Annotated in this window: 21 protein-coding genes and 1 pseudogene; 9 read left to right on the top strand and 13 right to left on the bottom strand. The window is 35.2% G+C overall.

The features are described 5' to 3' along the window. Window positions 1–4: 4 nt before the first annotated feature. Window positions 5–286, bottom strand: coding sequence for a YkvA family protein (locus tag EGX95_RS03010; protein WP_000733844.1), 282 nt, complete (start codon window positions 284–286; stop codon window positions 5–7). 340 nt (window positions 287–626) lie between these two features. On the opposite strand from EGX95_RS03010, the gene EGX95_RS03005 reads away from it, so the two are divergent. Continuing rightward, complete coding sequence (locus EGX95_RS03005) at window positions 627–1,439, top strand: non-homologous end joining protein Ku (RefSeq protein WP_000557764.1); 813 nt, start codon at window positions 627–629, stop codon at window positions 1,437–1,439. Window positions 1,440–1,456: 17 nt separating this feature from the next. On the opposite strand, the gene EGX95_RS03000 is transcribed toward EGX95_RS03005, so the two are convergent. Both EGX95_RS03000 and EGX95_RS02995 read right to left on the bottom strand, forming a co-directional pair. After that, window positions 1,457–2,236, bottom strand: a complete 780-nt coding sequence (locus tag EGX95_RS03000; RefSeq protein ID WP_000440985.1) for a DUF2935 domain-containing protein — start codon at window positions 2,234–2,236, stop codon at window positions 1,457–1,459. 14 nt (window positions 2,237–2,250) lie between these two features. Continuing rightward, window positions 2,251–2,610 (bottom strand): VOC family protein, encoded by a 360-nt coding sequence (locus EGX95_RS02995; RefSeq protein WP_014297665.1) that lies wholly within the window; start codon window positions 2,608–2,610, stop codon window positions 2,251–2,253. 94 nt (window positions 2,611–2,704) lie between these two features. Here EGX95_RS02995 and EGX95_RS02990 point away from each other — a divergent pair, with 94 nt between their 5' ends. The 4 genes from EGX95_RS02990 (at window position 2,705) to brnQ2 (ending at window position 5,309) form a co-directional block, all read left to right on the top strand. Continuing rightward, a complete protein-coding gene (locus EGX95_RS02990; protein WP_000362188.1) occupies window positions 2,705–2,920 on the top strand; it encodes a spore coat associated protein CotJA in 216 nt (71 codons plus the stop codon). A gap of 8 nt (window positions 2,921–2,928) precedes the next feature. Next, the gene (gene cotJB, locus EGX95_RS02985; protein WP_001075543.1) at window positions 2,929–3,192 is read left to right on the top strand and encodes a spore coat protein CotJB; all 264 of its coding nucleotides are present in this window, start codon (window positions 2,929–2,931) and stop codon (window positions 3,190–3,192) included. A gap of 12 nt (window positions 3,193–3,204) precedes the next feature. Next, entirely contained in the window at window positions 3,205–3,774 is a 570-nt protein-coding gene (gene cotJC, locus EGX95_RS02980) for a spore coat protein CotJC (RefSeq protein ID WP_000265278.1), read from the top strand. Window positions 3,775–3,992: 218 nt separating this feature from the next. Next, entirely contained in the window at window positions 3,993–5,309 is a 1,317-nt protein-coding gene (gene brnQ2 / locus EGX95_RS02975) for a branched-chain amino acid transport system II carrier protein BrnQ2 (RefSeq protein WP_001260904.1), read from the top strand. 44 nt (window positions 5,310–5,353) lie between these two features. On the opposite strand, the gene EGX95_RS02970 is transcribed toward brnQ2, so the two are convergent. From EGX95_RS02970 to EGX95_RS02960, 3 genes are all read right to left on the bottom strand, one after another. Continuing rightward, the gene (locus EGX95_RS02970; RefSeq protein ID WP_000269961.1) at window positions 5,354–6,358 is read right to left on the bottom strand and encodes an ABC transporter permease; all 1,005 of its coding nucleotides are present in this window, start codon (window positions 6,356–6,358) and stop codon (window positions 5,354–5,356) included. Window position 6,359: 1 nt separating this feature from the next. Next, window positions 6,360–7,226 (bottom strand): ABC transporter permease subunit, encoded by an 867-nt coding sequence (locus tag EGX95_RS02965; protein WP_000239680.1) that lies wholly within the window; start codon window positions 7,224–7,226, stop codon window positions 6,360–6,362. Window positions 7,227–7,314: 88 nt separating this feature from the next. After that, window positions 7,315–8,049: a YwaF family protein gene (locus EGX95_RS02960; RefSeq protein WP_000388677.1), complete on the bottom strand. Its 735-nt coding sequence runs from the start codon at window positions 8,047–8,049 to the stop codon at window positions 7,315–7,317. A gap of 211 nt (window positions 8,050–8,260) precedes the next feature. Here EGX95_RS02960 and EGX95_RS02955 point away from each other — a divergent pair, with 211 nt between their 5' ends. The 4 genes from EGX95_RS02955 (at window position 8,261) to entC (ending at window position 13,064) form a co-directional block, all read left to right on the top strand. After that, window positions 8,261–9,364, top strand: a complete 1,104-nt coding sequence (locus EGX95_RS02955) for an efflux RND transporter periplasmic adaptor subunit (RefSeq protein WP_000728831.1) — start codon at window positions 8,261–8,263, stop codon at window positions 9,362–9,364. Continuing rightward, window positions 9,361–10,035: an ABC transporter ATP-binding protein gene (locus EGX95_RS02950; RefSeq protein ID WP_000609103.1), complete on the top strand. Its 675-nt coding sequence runs from the start codon at window positions 9,361–9,363 to the stop codon at window positions 10,033–10,035. Before EGX95_RS02955 ends, EGX95_RS02950 begins: the two co-directional genes overlap by 4 nt. Window positions 10,036–10,061: 26 nt before the next feature. Then, complete coding sequence (locus EGX95_RS02945) at window positions 10,062–11,213, top strand: ABC transporter permease (RefSeq protein WP_012580661.1); 1,152 nt, start codon at window positions 10,062–10,064, stop codon at window positions 11,211–11,213. A gap of 447 nt (window positions 11,214–11,660) precedes the next feature. Beyond that, on the top strand, window positions 11,661–13,064 hold the full coding sequence (gene entC, locus EGX95_RS02940; protein WP_033669754.1) for a cell wall-binding protein EntC: 1,404 nt from the start codon (window positions 11,661–11,663) through the stop codon (window positions 13,062–13,064). A gap of 54 nt (window positions 13,065–13,118) precedes the next feature. Here entC and EGX95_RS30655 read toward each other — a convergent pair. The 7 genes and pseudogenes from EGX95_RS30655 to EGX95_RS02905 form a co-directional block, all read right to left on the bottom strand. Beyond that, window positions 13,119–13,424 (bottom strand): annotated as a pseudogene (locus EGX95_RS30655) (HEAT repeat domain-containing protein); the annotation flags it as partial. Between the two features lie 61 nt (window positions 13,425–13,485). Next, on the bottom strand, window positions 13,486–14,571 hold the full coding sequence (locus tag EGX95_RS02930; protein ID WP_063246796.1) for a DUF871 domain-containing protein: 1,086 nt from the start codon (window positions 14,569–14,571) through the stop codon (window positions 13,486–13,488). Then, on the bottom strand, window positions 14,561–14,839 hold the full coding sequence (locus EGX95_RS02925) for a hypothetical protein (RefSeq protein WP_000900037.1): 279 nt from the start codon (window positions 14,837–14,839) through the stop codon (window positions 14,561–14,563). Before EGX95_RS02925 ends, EGX95_RS02930 begins: the two co-directional genes overlap by 11 nt. Then, a complete protein-coding gene (locus tag EGX95_RS02920; RefSeq protein ID WP_001013064.1) occupies window positions 14,815–16,125 on the bottom strand; it encodes a PTS sugar transporter subunit IIC in 1,311 nt (436 codons plus the stop codon). Before EGX95_RS02920 ends, EGX95_RS02925 begins: the two co-directional genes overlap by 25 nt. A gap of 82 nt (window positions 16,126–16,207) precedes the next feature. After that, window positions 16,208–16,513 (bottom strand): PTS sugar transporter subunit IIB, encoded by a 306-nt coding sequence (locus EGX95_RS02915; protein WP_000275648.1) that lies wholly within the window; start codon window positions 16,511–16,513, stop codon window positions 16,208–16,210. Between the two features lies 1 nt (window position 16,514). After that, window positions 16,515–16,835, bottom strand: a complete 321-nt coding sequence (locus tag EGX95_RS02910) for a PTS lactose/cellobiose transporter subunit IIA (protein ID WP_000131337.1) — start codon at window positions 16,833–16,835, stop codon at window positions 16,515–16,517. A 111-nt stretch (window positions 16,836–16,946) separates the two neighbouring features. Then, the gene (locus EGX95_RS02905; protein WP_000169843.1) at window positions 16,947–18,887 is read right to left on the bottom strand and encodes a BglG family transcription antiterminator; all 1,941 of its coding nucleotides are present in this window, start codon (window positions 18,885–18,887) and stop codon (window positions 16,947–16,949) included. Window positions 18,888–18,891 lie beyond the last annotated feature (4 nt).

Below are 18,891 nucleotides of genomic sequence, written 5' to 3'. Positions count from 1 at the left end.
ACTCCTATCCTACGTTTACGTTATGCTTTTCTTGTAATTGAACTGGCGCCATTTTTACAATTCGGTTCAAAATAAATAACACAATTCCAATATCATCTAAAATACCGATAAACGGTAAGAAGTCTGGAATTAAATCGAGCGGCATCGCTACATAACCAACTAAAAAAGCAATGGATAAGATTTTCTTCTTTATTGAAACCTCTTTTGAAGTAAAAAAGTCAAATAGGAATGGAACAAATCGACGAACATGAAATACAACTCTTAATCTACTAATCAGTTTTTTCATTTTTATTTCTCCTCTCTTTGTATACAAAAAGGCCCCTACCAAATATGGTAAGGGTCCTAAAAAAGACAATAAGGGGCCTTTACCATTGCTGGTAAAGGTCTCACTAACAACGAAACGTTGCCAATAAAGCCGAGGGTTTCTCCCTGTAATGACGACTTTACTGTAATAAGTTACTCCCCTTTATATACACAATTTTATACAATCACATTAAAATATTTTGGAGGGCTTGTCAATATCTTTTATATTCCAATCCCTTCCGTAAAAAACAAAAAACGCATAGGAAATTTCTTACTATCTCATAATATACATAATCATTTTTGAACGAAAGGAGATGTTTCATTTGCATACCGTCTGGAAAGGTTCACTTTCACTTGGACTATTAAATATAGGAATTAAACTATATAGTGCCGTAGAAGAAAACGATATAAAATTTTTAAGTCTCCATAAAGAGTGCTTGACACCTATTAAATATAAAAAATTTGCCCCTGATTGTACGGATGAAGAAATTGATGATAAAGATATTGTAAAAGCCTATGAATACGCACCTCATAAATACATTATTATGGATGAAAAAGAATTAGCTGCGTTGCAAAAAGCTCACGAACCACGATCCATTCGTATTATATCTTTTGTCCAAAATGAAGAAATCGATTCTGTTCTTTATGACCGCTCTTATTTTATAGGACCTACCCCAGGACATGAAAAATCGTATTTGTTATTAAAAGAAGCACTTGAGCGTACGAATAAACTTGGTCTGATCCATATTTCCATTAGAAAAAAACAACATTTAGCTATTATCCGTAACTTTGAAGATGGACTTATGTTACAAACCATTCACTACCCTAATGAAATTCGCGATATAACAAATACACCTAACTTACCAAGTAATGAAAATTATCCTATCCAAAAACAAGAACTCACCGCAGCTATTAATTTAATTCACCACCTTACAAATCCTTTTGAACAAGAAATGTATACAGATGAGTATAAAGAAGCCCTTACCGAATTAATCGAAGAGAAAATTGAACAACAAGAAAAAACGGAAACAATCTCTCCTACTCCAAACATCATCAATATCATGGAGACATTACAGGCAAGTATTGAACAAGCAAAAATAAAAAGAGACAATAAAACAGAAAAAGAGGCCAAATAAAATTGACCTCTTTTTCTTTAAAGCGGATTACATTTCGGCATTTCAATTCCAGATGATTGAGCTAATTTTAATAAATAATAACATTCTTCCCTTGCCATATGATCTGCCATTCTCGCTGATAATACACTTAATACTTCATTCGATAACTCCAGTTCTTCAACTTCATGTAAAAAATGTGAAAATAATTTTAGTTCAAGTGAAACATCTTTTGTAAACTTCTTTAACGCAGGAAAATGATGAAGCTCTGTCCGTAAATAGCCAGTCATCTCAACTGCCTTTAAGTAAAATTGTTCAAAGTGCTTCGTAAATTCTTCACTTTTCTCTTTCAACCTTTTTTCAACAAGATCTAGCCCACCAGAAATAGAGCCTGCATGACCTGCCGCATCCGTTAGCCAAACGAGATGATAATGTAATTCATGAAAAACAGGCGGAACTTCCCCTTTCTTTAAAAACTCTAACACTGTTATATACTCCTCAACTTCGTTTACCATATGATTAATAAAAGTCGGCGTAAAATGAATGGTAATTTTTCCTTCCAACTGTTTCTGTATAATATTTAATTTAAACGTCCGAATCTCCTTAGCAGCTTGTTCTGCCTCTTTTGAAAATGCAATGAGATTAACAGTATGAATTTTTTTTAGAAAGTCCGTAAACGTCTCAACAAAATAAGTAGCTTTTTTTATATCTTCTTTTTCCTTTGGAGCTAACGCATCAAGTAAAAATTGCGAATGATCAGTAAGTACCTTTAGCCAAAATTGATGCTCAAACAACGCACTTTCTTCATAATTTCTCTCCACTAAATCCCCTCCTTTTATTCACCCTTCTCTACTACTTGAAGTTTATATCCATCTGGGTCTTGTACTACAATACTCCTCGCACATTCATTTTCTGTATATAAAATTTCATAAAATGCTAGCTTCTTTTTCAATTTCTCTATGTCAGAAATCGTAAATGTTAAAACCTCGCATGAATCTGTAACACCTTTTTCCCGCCCACCTAACATGCGATTCATGACAAAACTAATTCTCTTTGAATCAGAATCATACCAAACCCCCGTTACATCTAATTGAGGTCTTTCTAAACTAGGCTTAATTCCTAAAATCCCTTCATAAAAATACAAAGTTTCCTTTAAATTCTTCACTTCTAATACAATACATTGCTCCACATTCATTCCCCCTGTACCTATTACCTTTTTATATGTGTCATAAATGCCTATTATGTCTGAATACAATACGTAGTGATGAAGAATATAGGGAGGTTTATTAATGGATAAATATATGAAATCATATGTGCCATACCATAGTCCTCAAGATCCTTGTCCTCCTATTGGTAAAAAATATTACTCTACCCCTCCTAATTTATATTTAGGTTTTCAACCGCCAAATTTACCACAATTCTCACCGAAAGAAGCACTACAAAAAGGAACTTTATGGCCTGTTTTTTATGACTATTACGAAAATCCTTATAAAAAAGGGCGGTGACGACTGACGTGAACCAGCCACTACCAGAAGAATATTATCGACTTTTAGAGAATCTCCAAGAATTAGACTTTGTACTAGTCGAACTAACGCTTTACTTAGACACCCACCCAGATGATACGGCAGCTATTAATCAATTTAATGACTTTTCCTATAAACGAAGAGTACTAAAACAACAGATGGAAGAAAAATATGGACCACTTCAACAGTACGGAAATAGCTATTCTAATGCCCCTTGGGAATGGAGCAAAGGTCCTTGGCCATGGCAAATATAAAGGAGAGAAACTATGTGGATTTATGAAAAAAAATTACAATACCCTGTTAAAGTAGGAACTTGCAATCCAGCACTTGCAAAATTATTGATTGAACAATATGGGGGTGCAGATGGAGAGTTAGCTGCTGCACTCCGTTACTTAAATCAGCGTTATACAATTCCTGATAAAGTCATTGGCCTCCTTACCGATATTGGTACAGAAGAATTTGCGCACCTTGAAATGATTGCTACAATGGTTTATAAACTAACAAAAGATGCGACTCCTGAACAGATGAAGGCAGCTGGCCTTGATCCTCATTACGTCGACCATGACAGCGCACTTCATTACCATAACGCGGCTGGTGTTCCATTTACTGCAACCTATATACAAGCTAAAGGTGATCCAATTGCTGATTTATACGAAGATATTGCCGCTGAAGAAAAAGCACGTGCCACATATCAATGGCTTATTAACCAATCAGACGATCCCGACATAAATGACAGCTTGCGCTTTTTACGTGAACGAGAAATTGTCCATTCGCAACGTTTCCGAGAAGCAGTTGAAATTTTAAAAGAAGAACGCGATCGAAAGATTTATTTTTAACACACGTATCCTAGCGATATGTGTTTTTTTTACGTTTAAAGTTAAATCCTTCTTATTAAACATACAAATAGTATATTTATTCGATTTAATGTATTATTTTTTAATTTTTTCAAAATTCCCTATTGCTTTCTAGTCATCAGACCTTTAAAATAATAACAGTTACTCGACAAATTATTTGAATTTTCGACAAAAACACTCATTAGGAGGATTTTCTTTATATGCGTACAACTTTAAAACCAGCGCAAATACTTTCGATTAGTTTATTACTATTCGCAGTTTTCTTCGGTGCTGGTAATATGATTTTCCCGCCCCTTCTCGGCCTTTCTTCCGGAGAAAATATGTGGATTTCCATTACAGGATTTATTATTACAGACGTCGGTTTATCTTTACTAGCTATCGTCGCTGTTGCCCTTGCCGGTGGTAGTTTTAACACTTTAGCAAGCCGTGTTCACCCAAAATTCGCAGCAATATTCGCTATCATTATTTATCTTTCAATCGGCCCACTATTTGTTATTCCACGAACTGGATCTGTATCTTACGAAATTGGGATTGCACCACTTTTCCCAGACCAATGGTACTCTATGTTAGTTTTTAGTGCGATTTTCTTTACAGTCGTCTACTTCTTATCATTAAATCCATCAAAATTAGTAGATCATATCGGAAAAATATTAACGCCAATTTTACTTGGAATTATTGCAATTATGGCAACAAAAGCAATTCTTTCACCAGGAACGTTTGCAGAACCTGTTGGTGACTATAAAGAAATTCCATTTTTCAAAGGATTTCTTGAAGGGTTTTTAACGTTAGATGCAATCGGTGCTCTCGTATTATCAACGATCGTTGTAAATGCAATTCGCCAAAACGGTATACAAGAGAAGAAATCAATTGCGAAATATACAATTATTTGCGGAAGCATTGCCGCTCTATTTTTAACAATTGTGTACTTCTTACTCGGTTATATCGGTGCTTCAAACGGCAACTTAGGACAATTCGAGAACGGTGGTCAACTATTAGCGACTGTTATGTATCACTTCTTTGGGACAAGCGGTAATGTTTTATTAAGTATCGCCATTATCTTCGCTTGTTTAACGACAGCAATTGGTGTTGTAAGTGCATTTGCAAACTATTTCGCAACAGTACTAACAAATGTTTCTTACAAAAAGCTCGTACTATACGTTTGTATTTTCAGCTTCGTGATTTCAAACTTAGGTTTAAGTTTATTAATCAAAATTACATTACCTGTATTAATTATTTTATATCCAATTACGATTATTTTAATTTTCGTATCATTTATAGATAAATATACGAAACGTAAACCTTCTGTCTACATCGGGGCAATGATTGCAGCATTCATTATTAGTTGTATTCATGCACTTGATAATGTGGGAATGATACCAAGTTTTATCGCTAATATCGTACACACGATTCCTTTTTATAACTTAGGAATCGGCTGGATCGTTCCAGCAATAATTGGTGGTATAATCGGATACTTTATTCCACAAACAGAAGCTGAAGGCGAAGTTTCTACAAAATAAAGTAAAGAAGCAAGCATGAAATACATGCTTGCTTCTGTTTATTTTCACATCGTATGCTTAAAAGTAAATAACTCTTCTTTCGACTGCACAACAGATTGTTCCTCTTCTGCAACATCCTTCTTTAGCTCTCCTCCTAACCTTACTTTCATCATCGCCTCTTCTATGCTTTTTACAATCATATTTCCTGAAAAAATAGTAAGTCCAAAAAATGTAATCGGAACGAGAGGGATCCACGGATTCACTGTTAATGACCTAAAGTATACTCCAATTAAACCTGACCATTCATGCGTATAAGATTCCACCTCTTTTATTTGTCCACCAAACATTACAGTCCCACCAAAGAACACTTCAAGTAATCCTAAGTGCAGTAAAATAGTAAGAGTCTGCGTAAACTGCTGAAGAAATACGAGTATAAACGTCATATAGAGGTGCGGAAAAAGATGTTTTATAACAATATGTCTTCTCGATCCACCTAATATGCGTGCGGCATCAACAAATTCTTCCGTTCGCAATTTACGAACTTCCTTCGCAACATACAGTGCAATAACTGGCATTACAAGCAGTACAAGTAATACCACTTGAAACGAAGCCCTTTCAAAAAAGGTTGTTGTCTCCTCTCCGCTTCCAAATGTATTTGCAGATTGAAGAAAAAAATACGCAATCATAACTGTCGGAATAACTGTAAAACTATCAAAGAAAGCCTCAATTTTTGAAAATCCTCTTTTTATATACGTTCCGAGTACGACACCGAAAAACACACCTATTACCATTCTAAGTGCCGCAATTAAAATAGATATACCAATCGTCCACTTCGCGCCCTCAATGACTAAATGTAACAGGTCATACCCTTTCCGGTCTGTCCCGAGTAAAAATTGTAATGAAGGTGGAAACGGTGGCACTTGTGGATTTTCATCCGCATCATATTGCAATGTAACTTGTCTAATATGTCCATCATTCCATAACGTATTTCCGATGCTCAAAAGAACTAATAGGAGAAGGAACCCAATACTTATCCAAAATCTTTTATCACGTTTTATATACGTCCACATATTATAATCTCTCCTTCATCGCAGCCGGAATGAGATAATGAAACAATTTAAATAAAATAAAAATCGGAATATATATAAGAAGCACACTAACAATGAAAACCTCAACTCTAATACCGAAATACGATTTCAAAAACATAAAAATACCACCCGTATTAAAAATCCATTCTATAATATATAAATTAGATAACATAAAAAAGATATTCGTTTTCGCAAAGAATAATGTACTAAGCAACACATTTCGTAAAATATGGCGATTTAAAATATGAAAGCGCCCCAGCCCTTTCGCCTTAGCAAATAGTACATAATCTTTTTCTAGTTCATTTTCAAAACGAAGCACGATCATTTTTACAAACATAATCGTAGTCGGGATGCTCAAACACAATATTGGCAACCCCCTAATCGACTCGCCTCCAATTGAAGCAATTTGAAAAGGTAAAAAACCTGTTTGTTTAAAAAACCATACAACTAAAATTTGTGATACTAAAATAAGAAGGATATCTGGAATGGATTCTAGGAAGATAAGAAATGATTTAATTCGATGTTGTATACGCGGTGAACTACTCATAATTACATAAACAATACAAAATGCTACAAATAATGAAATGAAAAAAGCAGCTAAAAATATAATAATTGTTTCTTTATAATGGACAAACAACTGTGGAAATAAAAATTTATCTCCCACATATTTTAAATTGGAGATGTCCATTAAATTCACAAACACTTCTTGTAAACTCTTTATGTACTGTGATGCATGCAGCTCAAATCCATAAAATAGTTTCGGCAATGTCCCTAAACAAATAATACCCAAAATCGAAATAAGAAATTGAATCGTCACTTCCATCCCATTCAAAAATACTTTTTTGACCATTTTCGCCCTTCTCTCTTTATAATTTACTCCTCAATTTTATTCTCAATTTTCTGAATTGTAAATATTTATTATATATAAAATCGCTAGGTTATGACCCTAACGATTCTTTGTGTAACTGTTTTTCTCTTTTCGCAAACGGCATATACAAAATAAAACATCCAATAAGCGCTGCAAGTTCTAATGAAATAATATAGTAAGGATGTGGTCCTAACATATCAAGTAATGAAGCTGTTTCTGGCTTATGAGCTAAAAACATATAATTACCACCTGTTTTGTAATTTACAAACGAAACAATCGGAATCAATATGTTTAAAAATATCATTGTGCGTTTAATAGATTGTACTGTCGGACGATATCCTTCCACCCAAGTCATAAAGAGTGGCGCCCAAATGAGCAATATATGCGCGATAAAATATTCAATGAACCGAAAATGCGGAAAAGCATACTGCAAGTTTGGCGTTAAAATGGCTTGTGATGCACCAATAATTCCTGTAAAAAATACAATCTCATATATACGGTAACTTTTCGTTATGATCATAATTGACGCTAACAACAAACTAATCGTACATAACTCAAACGGTAATGAAGTGGCTAGCTCAAAAATCCCTGCTTTCCACTCCCACATATGAAGTCCAATTTCACTCCCTATAAATAGAAATGCAATCACATATCGAACCGTTATATTCCACTCATTTTGACGTAATACATCTTGGTATTGATATAAAAAAACGATTCCCACCAACAGAATAAATAATATAATGGCATGTTGCCTTGAGTAGGGAATAAACGGTTTTAATGGATGCGCACTAAAATAAGCTTCCATCTTCCTTCCTCCTCTCCTTCATACAATATTATTGTAAGAAAGAAACAACGAGTCAATTCATTTGCTTACACTGGGACAAGCTCTACCTTACATTTACATATTCATACCTTACAAAACTGTAAGGTTATTGTAAGCTAAAACGATTTGTCAGATTCTTTACCTCTTCTATACTTAATGTAGATACTAAAACGAACGAAAAGGTGATAAATAGATGAAGAAGAAAAATAAAGTGTTAATTACTAGTGTAGTAGCAATCGGAATTGCAGCTGGATCATACTTTGCATTTGCTGGCGGCGGTTCAGAAGTAGCAATGGCATATAGCGGATATAAAGTAACCGAAAAACAAATCCAAAACGCGCAAAAATTTGGCGGTGAAGTCATTCCAAACGGAATTGAAACAATTTCATTTGATCCAACAAAAGGTACGTATGAATTAGCTGTAAAAAAAGGTGATGAAGTGAAAAAAGGGCAACTCCTTTTTAAATATAATGACCCTACTGCGAAACAAGGTGTAACAGAAGCAGAAATGCAAAAGAAAATCGCACAAAAAGAAGTAACATTGTTCCAAAAGCAAATTGATGCTGCGAAACAAAAATTACAAAAAGATAAAAATGCAGGCCTTCCTGCTGAAGCATTAAAAGCATCTGAAATTGAAGTACAACAATTAGAATCACAGCTTGAAATGAAAAAGTTTGAAGTTGAAAAATCTGATGAAATGATTAAAGCTGCAAAAGAGAAAGTAAATACACTTTCTGTAACGAGCCCTGCTGATGGCGTAATTGATGATATCGTAAAAATCGCTGATGAAAAAACAGGTATGAGCGGTATTACACTTCGTCACGCTGGTCCATTTAAAGTAAAAGGTCAACTTTCTGAATATGAGCTTGCTAGTATGAAAGTTGGGCAAGAAGTAACTGTTTCCTCAAAAACGGTCGCTGGTAAGACTTGGACAGGAAAAGTAACAGAAATCAGTTCTACACCATTAAAGAGCATGGACGAAAATAAAACTGTTTCTAACTATCAATTCACTGTCACTTTAGATAATAGTGAAGAATTACAAAACGGCTTCCACGTTTACGTAACAAGTAAATCTGGCGAAGCAACTGGTACAATTGTTCCGAAAAGCAGCATCGTGAAAAAAGGTGACAAAAATGTTGTATTCATTGTAAAAGATGGTAAAGCGAAAGAACAAGCAGTTACTGTTGAATTCGAGACTGATAGCGAAGCAAAAGTTTCTGGAGTGAAAAAAGGAGAACAAATTATCTCTAAACCTGAAAAAGACTTAAAAGATGGTATGGAGGTTGTCGTTGAATGATTAACTTAAAAGGCATCACGAAATCCTTCCAAAATGGTGCAGAATCTGTTCAAATATTACACGGAATTGACGTAACACTGAACCAAGGAGAATTCACCTCCATTATGGGACCATCTGGTTCTGGTAAATCAACTTTAATGAATATTATCGGTTGTTTAGATAAACCAACGACAGGTACGTACGAACTAGCTGGGCAAAATATTTCAAACATGTCTGAAACAGAACTGGCACGCGTTCGTAATAAGGAAATCGGATTCGTATTCCAAAACTTTATGTTATTACCGAGACTTACAGCACTTCAAAATGTAGAGCTACCTCTTATTTACGCTGGAGTTGATAAAAAAGAAAGACGTGAGCGCTCATTAGCTGCTTTAACAAAAGTAGGTTTAGCTGATCGTGCTACTCACTTACCGAACGAATTATCAGGTGGACAAAAACAGCGTGTCGCTGTTGCACGTGCAATCGTAAATAATCCAAAGTTCATTTTAGCCGATGAACCGACGGGGGCACTTGATACGAAAACAAGTACACAAATTATGGACCTCTTTTACGAATTAAACAAACAAGGCTCAACAATCATTATGATTACCCATGATCGTGAAATCGGGGAAGCTGCAGCACGTCAAATTGTAATTCGTGACGGAAATATCGTCCAAGATTGGAGAGGTTAATTTTGAACACGAGTGAAAATATACGCATGGCCCTTTCCTCTATCTTTGCCCATAAAATGCGTTCTATCTTAACGATGCTAGGAATTATTATCGGTATTAGTGCCATTATTACTATCATTTCAATGGGTGATGGTACAAATGCAAAGTTTAAAAAAGAGTTAGGCCAAGGAAAAGATAATGAAGTAACGATTTACTACAATAATCCTGATTACGGAACAGATAGTGCAAAAATCACACCTGATATGCTAAACCGTCTTCAAACTGTATCAGGCGTTAAAGATGTGTATCCAGATGTAAGTATGAAAGTGAAAGCATCTGCCGGTTCAAAAGATGTAAATCTTGATTTAAAAGGTGGAACAGGCGCTTTTATGACAGATTCGAAAATAAAATTAGTTCACGGTCGTGAATTAAATGACAGCGAATTAAACCAAGCAATCCCTGCTGTTATATTAAATGAAGAAGCTTTCAATAAATTGTTTAATAGTTGGGAACCAAATTTATACACAGATATAAAAGGAAAGCCTTATAAAGTAGTCGGTGTGTACGAAACGAAAAATGAGTTTGGAATGGCTATGTCAGAAGGTTATACATCACTTGAAAACGCCCCTGTCATTTCAGGAGTAACTGAGTATGACTCTGTAAGATTAACAATGACCTCTCCGACAGAACGTAAAAATGTAGAAAAACAAGCCGTTTCTGTTTTAAACGAAATGAAAGCTCCTAAATTTGAGCACAAATTCGAAGCACAAGACTTAGGTGAATTTACGAAGCAATTAGATGAATCAATCGGTATGATGAAAATGGTATTCGGTGGTATTGCCGCTATCTCCTTACTTGTTGGTGGTATCGGTGTAATGAACATTATGCTTGTATCTGTAACAGAGCGTACACGTGAGATTGGTATTCGTAAAGCTCTTGGTGCAACGCGTGGTAAAGTATTAACACAATTCTTAATTGAATCTTGTATTTTAACAGGACTCGGTGGTTTCATCGGTTTCATGCTCGGTATCTTCTTCGCTTGGATCGTCTCAATCTTTGCTGGATGGCCACTCGTTGTCTCAAAAGAACTTGGACTTCTTGCAGTAGGTATCTCAATGTTAATCGGTATTATATTCGGTTTACTGCCAGCTAACAAAGCTGCAAAACTGGATCCAATTGAATGTTTACGATATGAATAAACAAAAACGTAGGAGCTTACACTCCTACGTTTTTTATTTATCTATTTAATCGTGTTTCTTCTATTATATATGTTTCACGTTATCAACACCTTTCATTATTTCAACCTACTAAAGCTATTATAGAATCCTATTATTGTAAAAATACTATGTGCTAAATCAAAATCAAGGCGTAATTTTTTCCATACCTCGACTTATTTTGTAACAATTATAGCGATATTTTATTAAATTTCACCTCATTTTTATTTCTCCACAACTAAAATAGTTATTTTTACATAACTACTTTTCTGTTCCGACAGCAAAATACGCCATTTTTGTAATGATTACGAAACGATTACGTAACACTATAGAAATACTATTAACCTATCAGAAATTGAAATACTACCTTTTTTATGCATCATATGCTCTAACCTCCCCTAAAAACTATAAGAAAGCGCTTTTAGGATATTACTGGAATTATTACAGAATATTAATGACCCGTTACGAAAGCTTTGTAATTTTATGTTTTTCGCAAATAAGAAAATAATGGTTGCTATAATGAGGTCAACGAAAACAAATGCAATGGAGGCTATTATGAAAAAATTTATGGGTATAGCAACAGCAGCGGTTTTTGGTCTTGGGATTTTCACAACATCTGCTAAAGCAGAAACGTTTGTAACAACTGATGTACTAAATGTACGAGAAAACCCAACTACTGAATCAAAAGTTGTCGGAAAATTATTAGATGGATATAAAGTTAACGTTTTACATACAGAAAACGGATGGTCAAAAGTAAAATTGAATAGCGGTAAGGAAGCTTTCATTAGCGCTGACTACACAAAAGACACTTACTACGTAACAGCTAACGTATTAAACGTACGTGCTGGTGCAAACACAGACTCAGAGATTCTTGGGAAATTGAAACAAGATGACGTAATCGAAACAACACACCAAGTTGAAAATGGTTGGATCCAATTTGAATATAACGGAAAAACAGCTTACGTTCACGTTCCTTACTTAACAGGTAAAGCTCCAGTTAAAGTTCAACCAGTAGTTAAAGCTGAAAAAACAACTACAGTTCAAGATACAGCTAAAGCCGTGGCAACAACTAAAGCTCGTGAAGTAGCTGAAACGCAAGCAAAAGCTAAAGCGGAGGAAGCAACTAAAGCCCGCGAAGCAGCTGAAGCTCAAGCAGCGGCTAAAGCTCGTGAAGCAGCTAAGGCTCAAGAGACAGCTAAAGCTCAGGCAGAAGCTAAAGCTCAAGAAGCAGCTGAAGCTCAAGCAGAAGCTAAGGCTCAAGAAGCAGCTAAAGCTCGTGAAGCAGCTAAAGCTCAAGCAGTAGCTGAAGCTCAAGCAGCGGCTAAAGCTCAAGAGGCAGCTAAAGCTCGTGAAGCAGCTAAAGCTCAAGAAGCAGCTGAAGCTCGTGAAGCAGCTCAAGCAGTAGCTGAAGCTCAAGCAGAAGCTAAGGCTCAAGAAGCAGCTAAAGCTCGTGAAGCGGCTAAAGCTCAAAAACCAGCTACACAACAACCTGTTGCAAAAGAAACTGAAACAAGTGCACCATCATCTTCTCGTGAGTTACGCGTTGTAGCAACAGCTTACACAGCAGATCCACTTGAAAATGGTTATAAAGCAGGCGACCAAGTAAAATCAGCTTTAGGTCACAACTTAACAGCTAATCCAAACATGAAACTAATCGCGGTTGATCCAAGTGTTATTCCATTAGGTTCAAAAGTATGGGTTGAAGGTTACGGAGTAGCAATCGCTGGTGATACTGGTGGAGCTATTAAAGGAAATAAAATCGATGTTTTAATGCCAGACAAAGGTACATCAAGTAACTGGGGACGTAAAACAGTTACAGTTAAAGTATTAAACTAGTTTGTAAAAAAAGAGTCAGTCTCATTGAGGCTGACTCTTTTTTATGATTCTTACATTCTCTCTTTCTCGTAAGAAACGAAGAGCAATGATAATCTCTGATTCATCCGTAGGCTCTACTTCATTTTTACGTCTTCTAGCAACAATTTTATTCACACGTTCGCAAATTGGTCTCATTGCTATTTCGTCGCCATTCATATAACTAGCTCGAACAGCTTCATATTTCACCATCACATTTCTATCCTGTAAAGCTTCAATATAGACTATTTACAAGTCTGCTCCCCCTATTTTTGCTAACACCTCAATAACGGTTGAACGAATATAAGCACTATCTCTGTATAAAATCCTTGTTAATGGAAGAATCAATAGACTACCATTTCAACAGAAAAAAGAGGATGCCACAGCATCCTCTTTTTTCACTCCCCTATTCCACACAAGTAAACTGCGTCCAAACTCCTACATAATCTAGTAAGAATAACTCTTCTTCTGTAATTGTACCGACAATATTTTTCCGTTCATCTATCGGCATTTCTTTTAGAATGATTTGTAGTTCGCCTTTATACTTACCAAATGAATTGTTTCCAATTACAACTTGCCCTCTTTCCTGTCGTACACTTTCGCGCACTGGGAAGTCATAGTCTTTGTACTTTTTACGCACTTCTGTAGAACGTACCATATATTCTGTTATGTCACCGCGTCTTACGTGTAATTCTTGCAGCGTAGCTCTCTTCTCTACTTCAGTCGCCTCGTCTACAAAGTTTACTTTTAGCTGTAACATGTAACGATTTAAGTTTCCTAGTTTCTCTAACTCTTCTTCACTCGCATAAACATTTCCGATAATAACGTCATCAATAAGCCCTGTCGCCCATAAATGTTTCGCTTGTACTTCAATCGGTAAGTTACGATGCTCTTCTAATGTACATAATCCGTCGTTAATATCCCATGGGCCGATGTTAGCTGCATGTGACGTAATAAACGCTGCCGTGCGAATACCATGTTTTTTAAAGCGTTCACTACAGCGAATGAAATATTCGTATGGAAGTCCAGTAAATTTTTGCGGATAGAAGTTATGACAACCAATTAAAGCTGACTTATTTGCCTGATGCGAAAGAATATTTTCTAAGTACGCAATATCGTTACTTACGTTTAGCTCAATTTTTAAGCCGTACGGGTTATTCGTCATTTTCGCTTCAGTTAATCCGTCAAACCCTAAATCTAATCGAATACCGTCTGCACCTAACTCTGCGAAAAATGATAGATCGCTATAACTAATACCAAGCTGATCAAAGACAGCCGGAGCTACATCTAAAATAACTTCCATATTATTATCTTTCGCATGATGAATAATTTCTTTAAATTCAGCTACAATTTCTTCTTTCGGGCGATTCACAGACAATAGGCATGTGAATATTCTTGAAAAACCGTGGCGTGCCGCTGCCGAAATGTATGCCATATCTTTTTCTTTCGTTGAATGTTCTGGATAAAGTGAAATTCCTAATTTACGCTCCATGCTTTTGCATCTCCTTCACACGTTGTATTAATGCCATGCTCGTAAATCTATATTTTGCAGATAAACATGTTGCACATAAAATCGTTGGTACAATAATTACGTACGGTGATTGTAAGCTTAGCATTACATAGGCACCCATTGAACTACCGATAAATACAATTGATACTAGTAGTAAAACTAATAAAGATTTGCTTTGTACCCATTTTGAATAATGTGCAATACACTGCCCCGCTACAAATGTAATTAAGATGATAATTGCTCCGAGCATTTTTCTTTCTCCTCTCCTGCTAATTGTTGTTTCTCATACATTTTGAAGAACGGATAGTAAATAACGAATGAGATAACAAAGTTAACAAGTACAAGTACACCAGCCATAATTGTCCAGTCCGTACTAATAATCGCTGCAATTGGTGCTAACATCGTAAATGGCAATTTCGCCATCATCATCGGAATCATACCTGAAACAACTGCGAAATATGATACTGTCGTTGTCACTAACGGTGTAATAACGAACGGAATAATTAAGATTGGGTTCATTACAATTGGTGCCCCGAAAATAATTGGTTCGTTAATATTGAATAAGCCTGGCACAAATGATAATCTACCTAACTCTTTTAAGAACTTAGATTTAGAGAACATAAACATAATTACTAAAGCTAACGTTGAGCCTGATCCACCAATCCATACGAACCATTGAATAAATTGCTCTGTAAATAAGTTTGGTAATTGATGTGCATTTCCTGTAGCTGTGAATACTTCCATATTTTCAAGAATTGCCGAATCCCACATTGGACGAATGATCGGTCCTAAAATCGCAGGGCCATGTATACCAAATGACCAGAAAAATACGATTAAGAATACTGTTAATAAACCGCCGAATAAATTATTTCCTACTAATACTGATTTCAGTGGTGCGATTAAGTATGTGATTGTTGTATTTACATCAAATTTCAAACCGTAACGAATGCCCCAGAATAAAAGAATAACTGCTAACGTTGGAATTAATGCTGCAAACGAATTTGAAACTGCTGGTGGTACACTATCTGGTAATTTAATCGAGATATTATGCTTAATCATAAAGTGATAAATTTCTACTGCAATTAAAGCTGTAACAATTGCGCCGAATAAAGATGTTGCACTTAATGTTCCTACTGAAATGTATCTACCTGCCTCAATAACACCTGGTACGGCTTTCGTAATTTGAATTGGTTCAACTGATGCTAGTAAAAAGGCGAGTACAGATAATAACCCTGCACTTAACTGATTGAGCTGATAAAAGTTGGCGAGTGAAGCCCCTACCCCAAATGCTGCGTATAACGCCATTAGTCCTACTGTAAATCGGAATGGAATATCTAAAATATGGCGAAACGGTGCAATCCACTCCATATATGCATCAATTGGTAAGTTTAAAAAGATAACGAAAAATGATCCGACAATCGTTAACGGCAATGTAGAAATAACCCCGTTTCGAATTGCTAATAAATGTCGCTGTCCGGCAATCTTTTGTGTTGTTGGCATAATCTTTTGTTCCATAAAACTCATAAAACCATTCATCAAAACCCCTCCTCTTTCTCTTTTCTATGAAAGGATGAAATAAAGTTATAACATTATAATGTTTATATTTAAAAAAATATAATTATGCTAAAGCTAATTGTTCTGCTTGTTTCAGTACTCTCAAACCATCACACATGCCATAATCTCGTTGATCTATAATCGCAACTGGTATATTGTATGAATTTGCAAGAAACTCTACGGCTGGAAATAAATATTTCACTTGCGGACCAATTAAAACAACATCAGCATTTTTTATTTCCAGTTTCACAAGTTCTGAATCAACTGCTTTAATTTTATAATCCTTCCCTTGTTTCATTGCCTCTTCTTGCATTTTTCTTACAACCATACTCGTTGACATGCCTGCTGCACAACATAATAAAATGTACATCTTATACTGTCACTTTCTCTTCTACTCGTTTATGAAGAGTGATAAATTCTTCAGCAAGTTCTTTCACTGTAATTGCATTCATTAAATGATCTTGTGCATGCACTAACAGTAAACTGATTTCTGCATGATTTCCTCTTGCTTCTTCTTGAATTAAGTCTGTTTGAATACGATGAGCTGCTGAAATTTCTTCCCTAGCAAGTGTCATCTTTTCACTCGCATTCTCAAAATCTCCTTGTCTTGCAAAAGCAATTGCTTCAAGTGACGCGCTTCTCGCGTTGCCACCATGTAAAATTAACGCAAATGGAGTTTGCATATCAGTCATTTTAAATTCCCCCAAGCCATCTTTTTTCTATATTGTTATCTTATTATGAAAACGCATACAATTAAACATAAAAAACTTCCGTTGTGTAACGGAAGTTTTTATATACTTCTCTTATAACGATAATAATATCTCTTGAAAATCTTCAACCACTTCAGCCTGAGCTAATTTCTCTATCGTATTTTGATTAGACATAATATCATATAAAAAATCATAAAGCTTTTGTAAATCTTCATTATTATTGCGCTTTACACTAAATAAAATAATAACTTGTACTTTCTTATCTCCCCAGTCAACCGCTTTATCAAGTGTACAAAACATCAAAAATGTTTTCTCACTTAATAACTGCATCGGATGTGGAATCGCAACTAAATTCCCAACCGCTGTAGGGGATGTATTCTCTCTTTCCATAACAGAGTCATAAAAGTTTTCTGGTACATAATTTTTCTCAGCAGCTTTCTCACATAAAAATTGGATAACCTCTTCCTTCGTAGAAGCACTGTGATTTAAAAAGATTAAATCTTCCTTCATATATTGCTGCACACTAGTATTCACATGCGTAAATAACTGCTGACCAATTGACTTAATCTCTTTATCATCAAATATTGAGTTTACTTTTATAACAGGCACAGGTAAACCACTTGGTATATGAATCGTACTAATAATACAATCTATCTTTTCTTTGTAGAGATTTTCTACTTTCAATTGATAATAACCTGTAATCCCTACAATCTCTAATTTATCTCGGAACTGTGATAGAATTTTATATTTCAATAGTTGGGCACTTCCTTGACCAGTTGCACAAACTAATAAACATCTTTTCTTTTGATTCTGTTCCTGTAAACGGCTCATCGCTCCGCCGAAGTGAATCGCAATATAACCAATTTCACTTTCCGGAATCGATTCTCCCGTATATTCACCAATTATATCTCCAACGAGAACCGCAATTTCAAAAGCATACGGATAATTCTTTTTCACTTCTGCCAAAAGAGGATTTCTCGTATTTAACTTATACTTCAAACGATTTAATAACGTTTTTAAATGAACACCAAACCCAAATAATAATTCTTCATCATAATAAAAAATAAGATTCCGTTCTTCCGCTACTTTAAAAAGAATATGTTGCATGAATGCATATAGATCTTTTCCTAATAGTTCTTCCACATTTTCATAACGATCTTTCGCTGTAACAGCAGTACTTAATAAATGCATCGTCACATATAAAACTTCTTCTTCTGGAAATGAAAGATGCAACTCTTTCTCTAAATCCCCTACAATCTGTTTCGCAATTGTGTATTCTTTCTTTATTATAAGTTCAGCTTGCTCTACATGTAGTCCTTTCATATAATGTTGATCTTCACAACGCTTTAATGCAATTGCAATATGAATGACTAAATTATCAATTTCTATATCTGATAAGTATATCGTTCCTCCTTCGATATACTTTAATATAATCGAACGGATAAGCGGTATATGAGGTAGCGATAAGTATGTATCATTCTGCTCAAATTGCTCATGAAACGGAGTATGGTCATAACGCGGTAAACCATATTGTGATAAACAAGAACGAATATGAAACTCCTCTCCGACAATACGTATACCATAATACGGTCTCTTTTCAATTTGTAATTGATAGCGACCACATATATCTGTCACATCTTTCATAATTAAATTTACAGTCGATTTACTTACATAAATCTCCTCTGCTAACTGTGAAAGCTTCACATACCCATCTGTCGTTAAAATACGTTGTAGAATGTAAGCTATCCTTTCTTCGTAAGAAGTTGGGATCTTTTCCGTCTGTTTTTGAAATAGACTCACGCAAAACTCTTCAAACTTCTTCGCTTGTATAATTTCTAGTTCGTATCCAGTCCCTCTTTGCGATTCAATTTTCGCTCCATTTTCTTCCAATATATCATTTAATAATTTTATATCTTTTTGAATCGTCTTCGTTGATACATGTAAACGGCTCGCTAAAAAAGCTCGATTTAACATCGATTTCTCTTCTAAAAACTCCTCTAAAATAGAAACTAATCGCTGATGCACCTTTGTCATAGCT

It is taken from the genome of Bacillus sp. FDAARGOS_527 (assembly GCF_003812125.1).
Lineage (GTDB): Bacteria > Bacillota > Bacilli > Bacillales > Bacillaceae_G > Bacillus_A > Bacillus_A paranthracis.
This window is presented reverse-complemented; position numbering and strand designations above follow the sequence as displayed.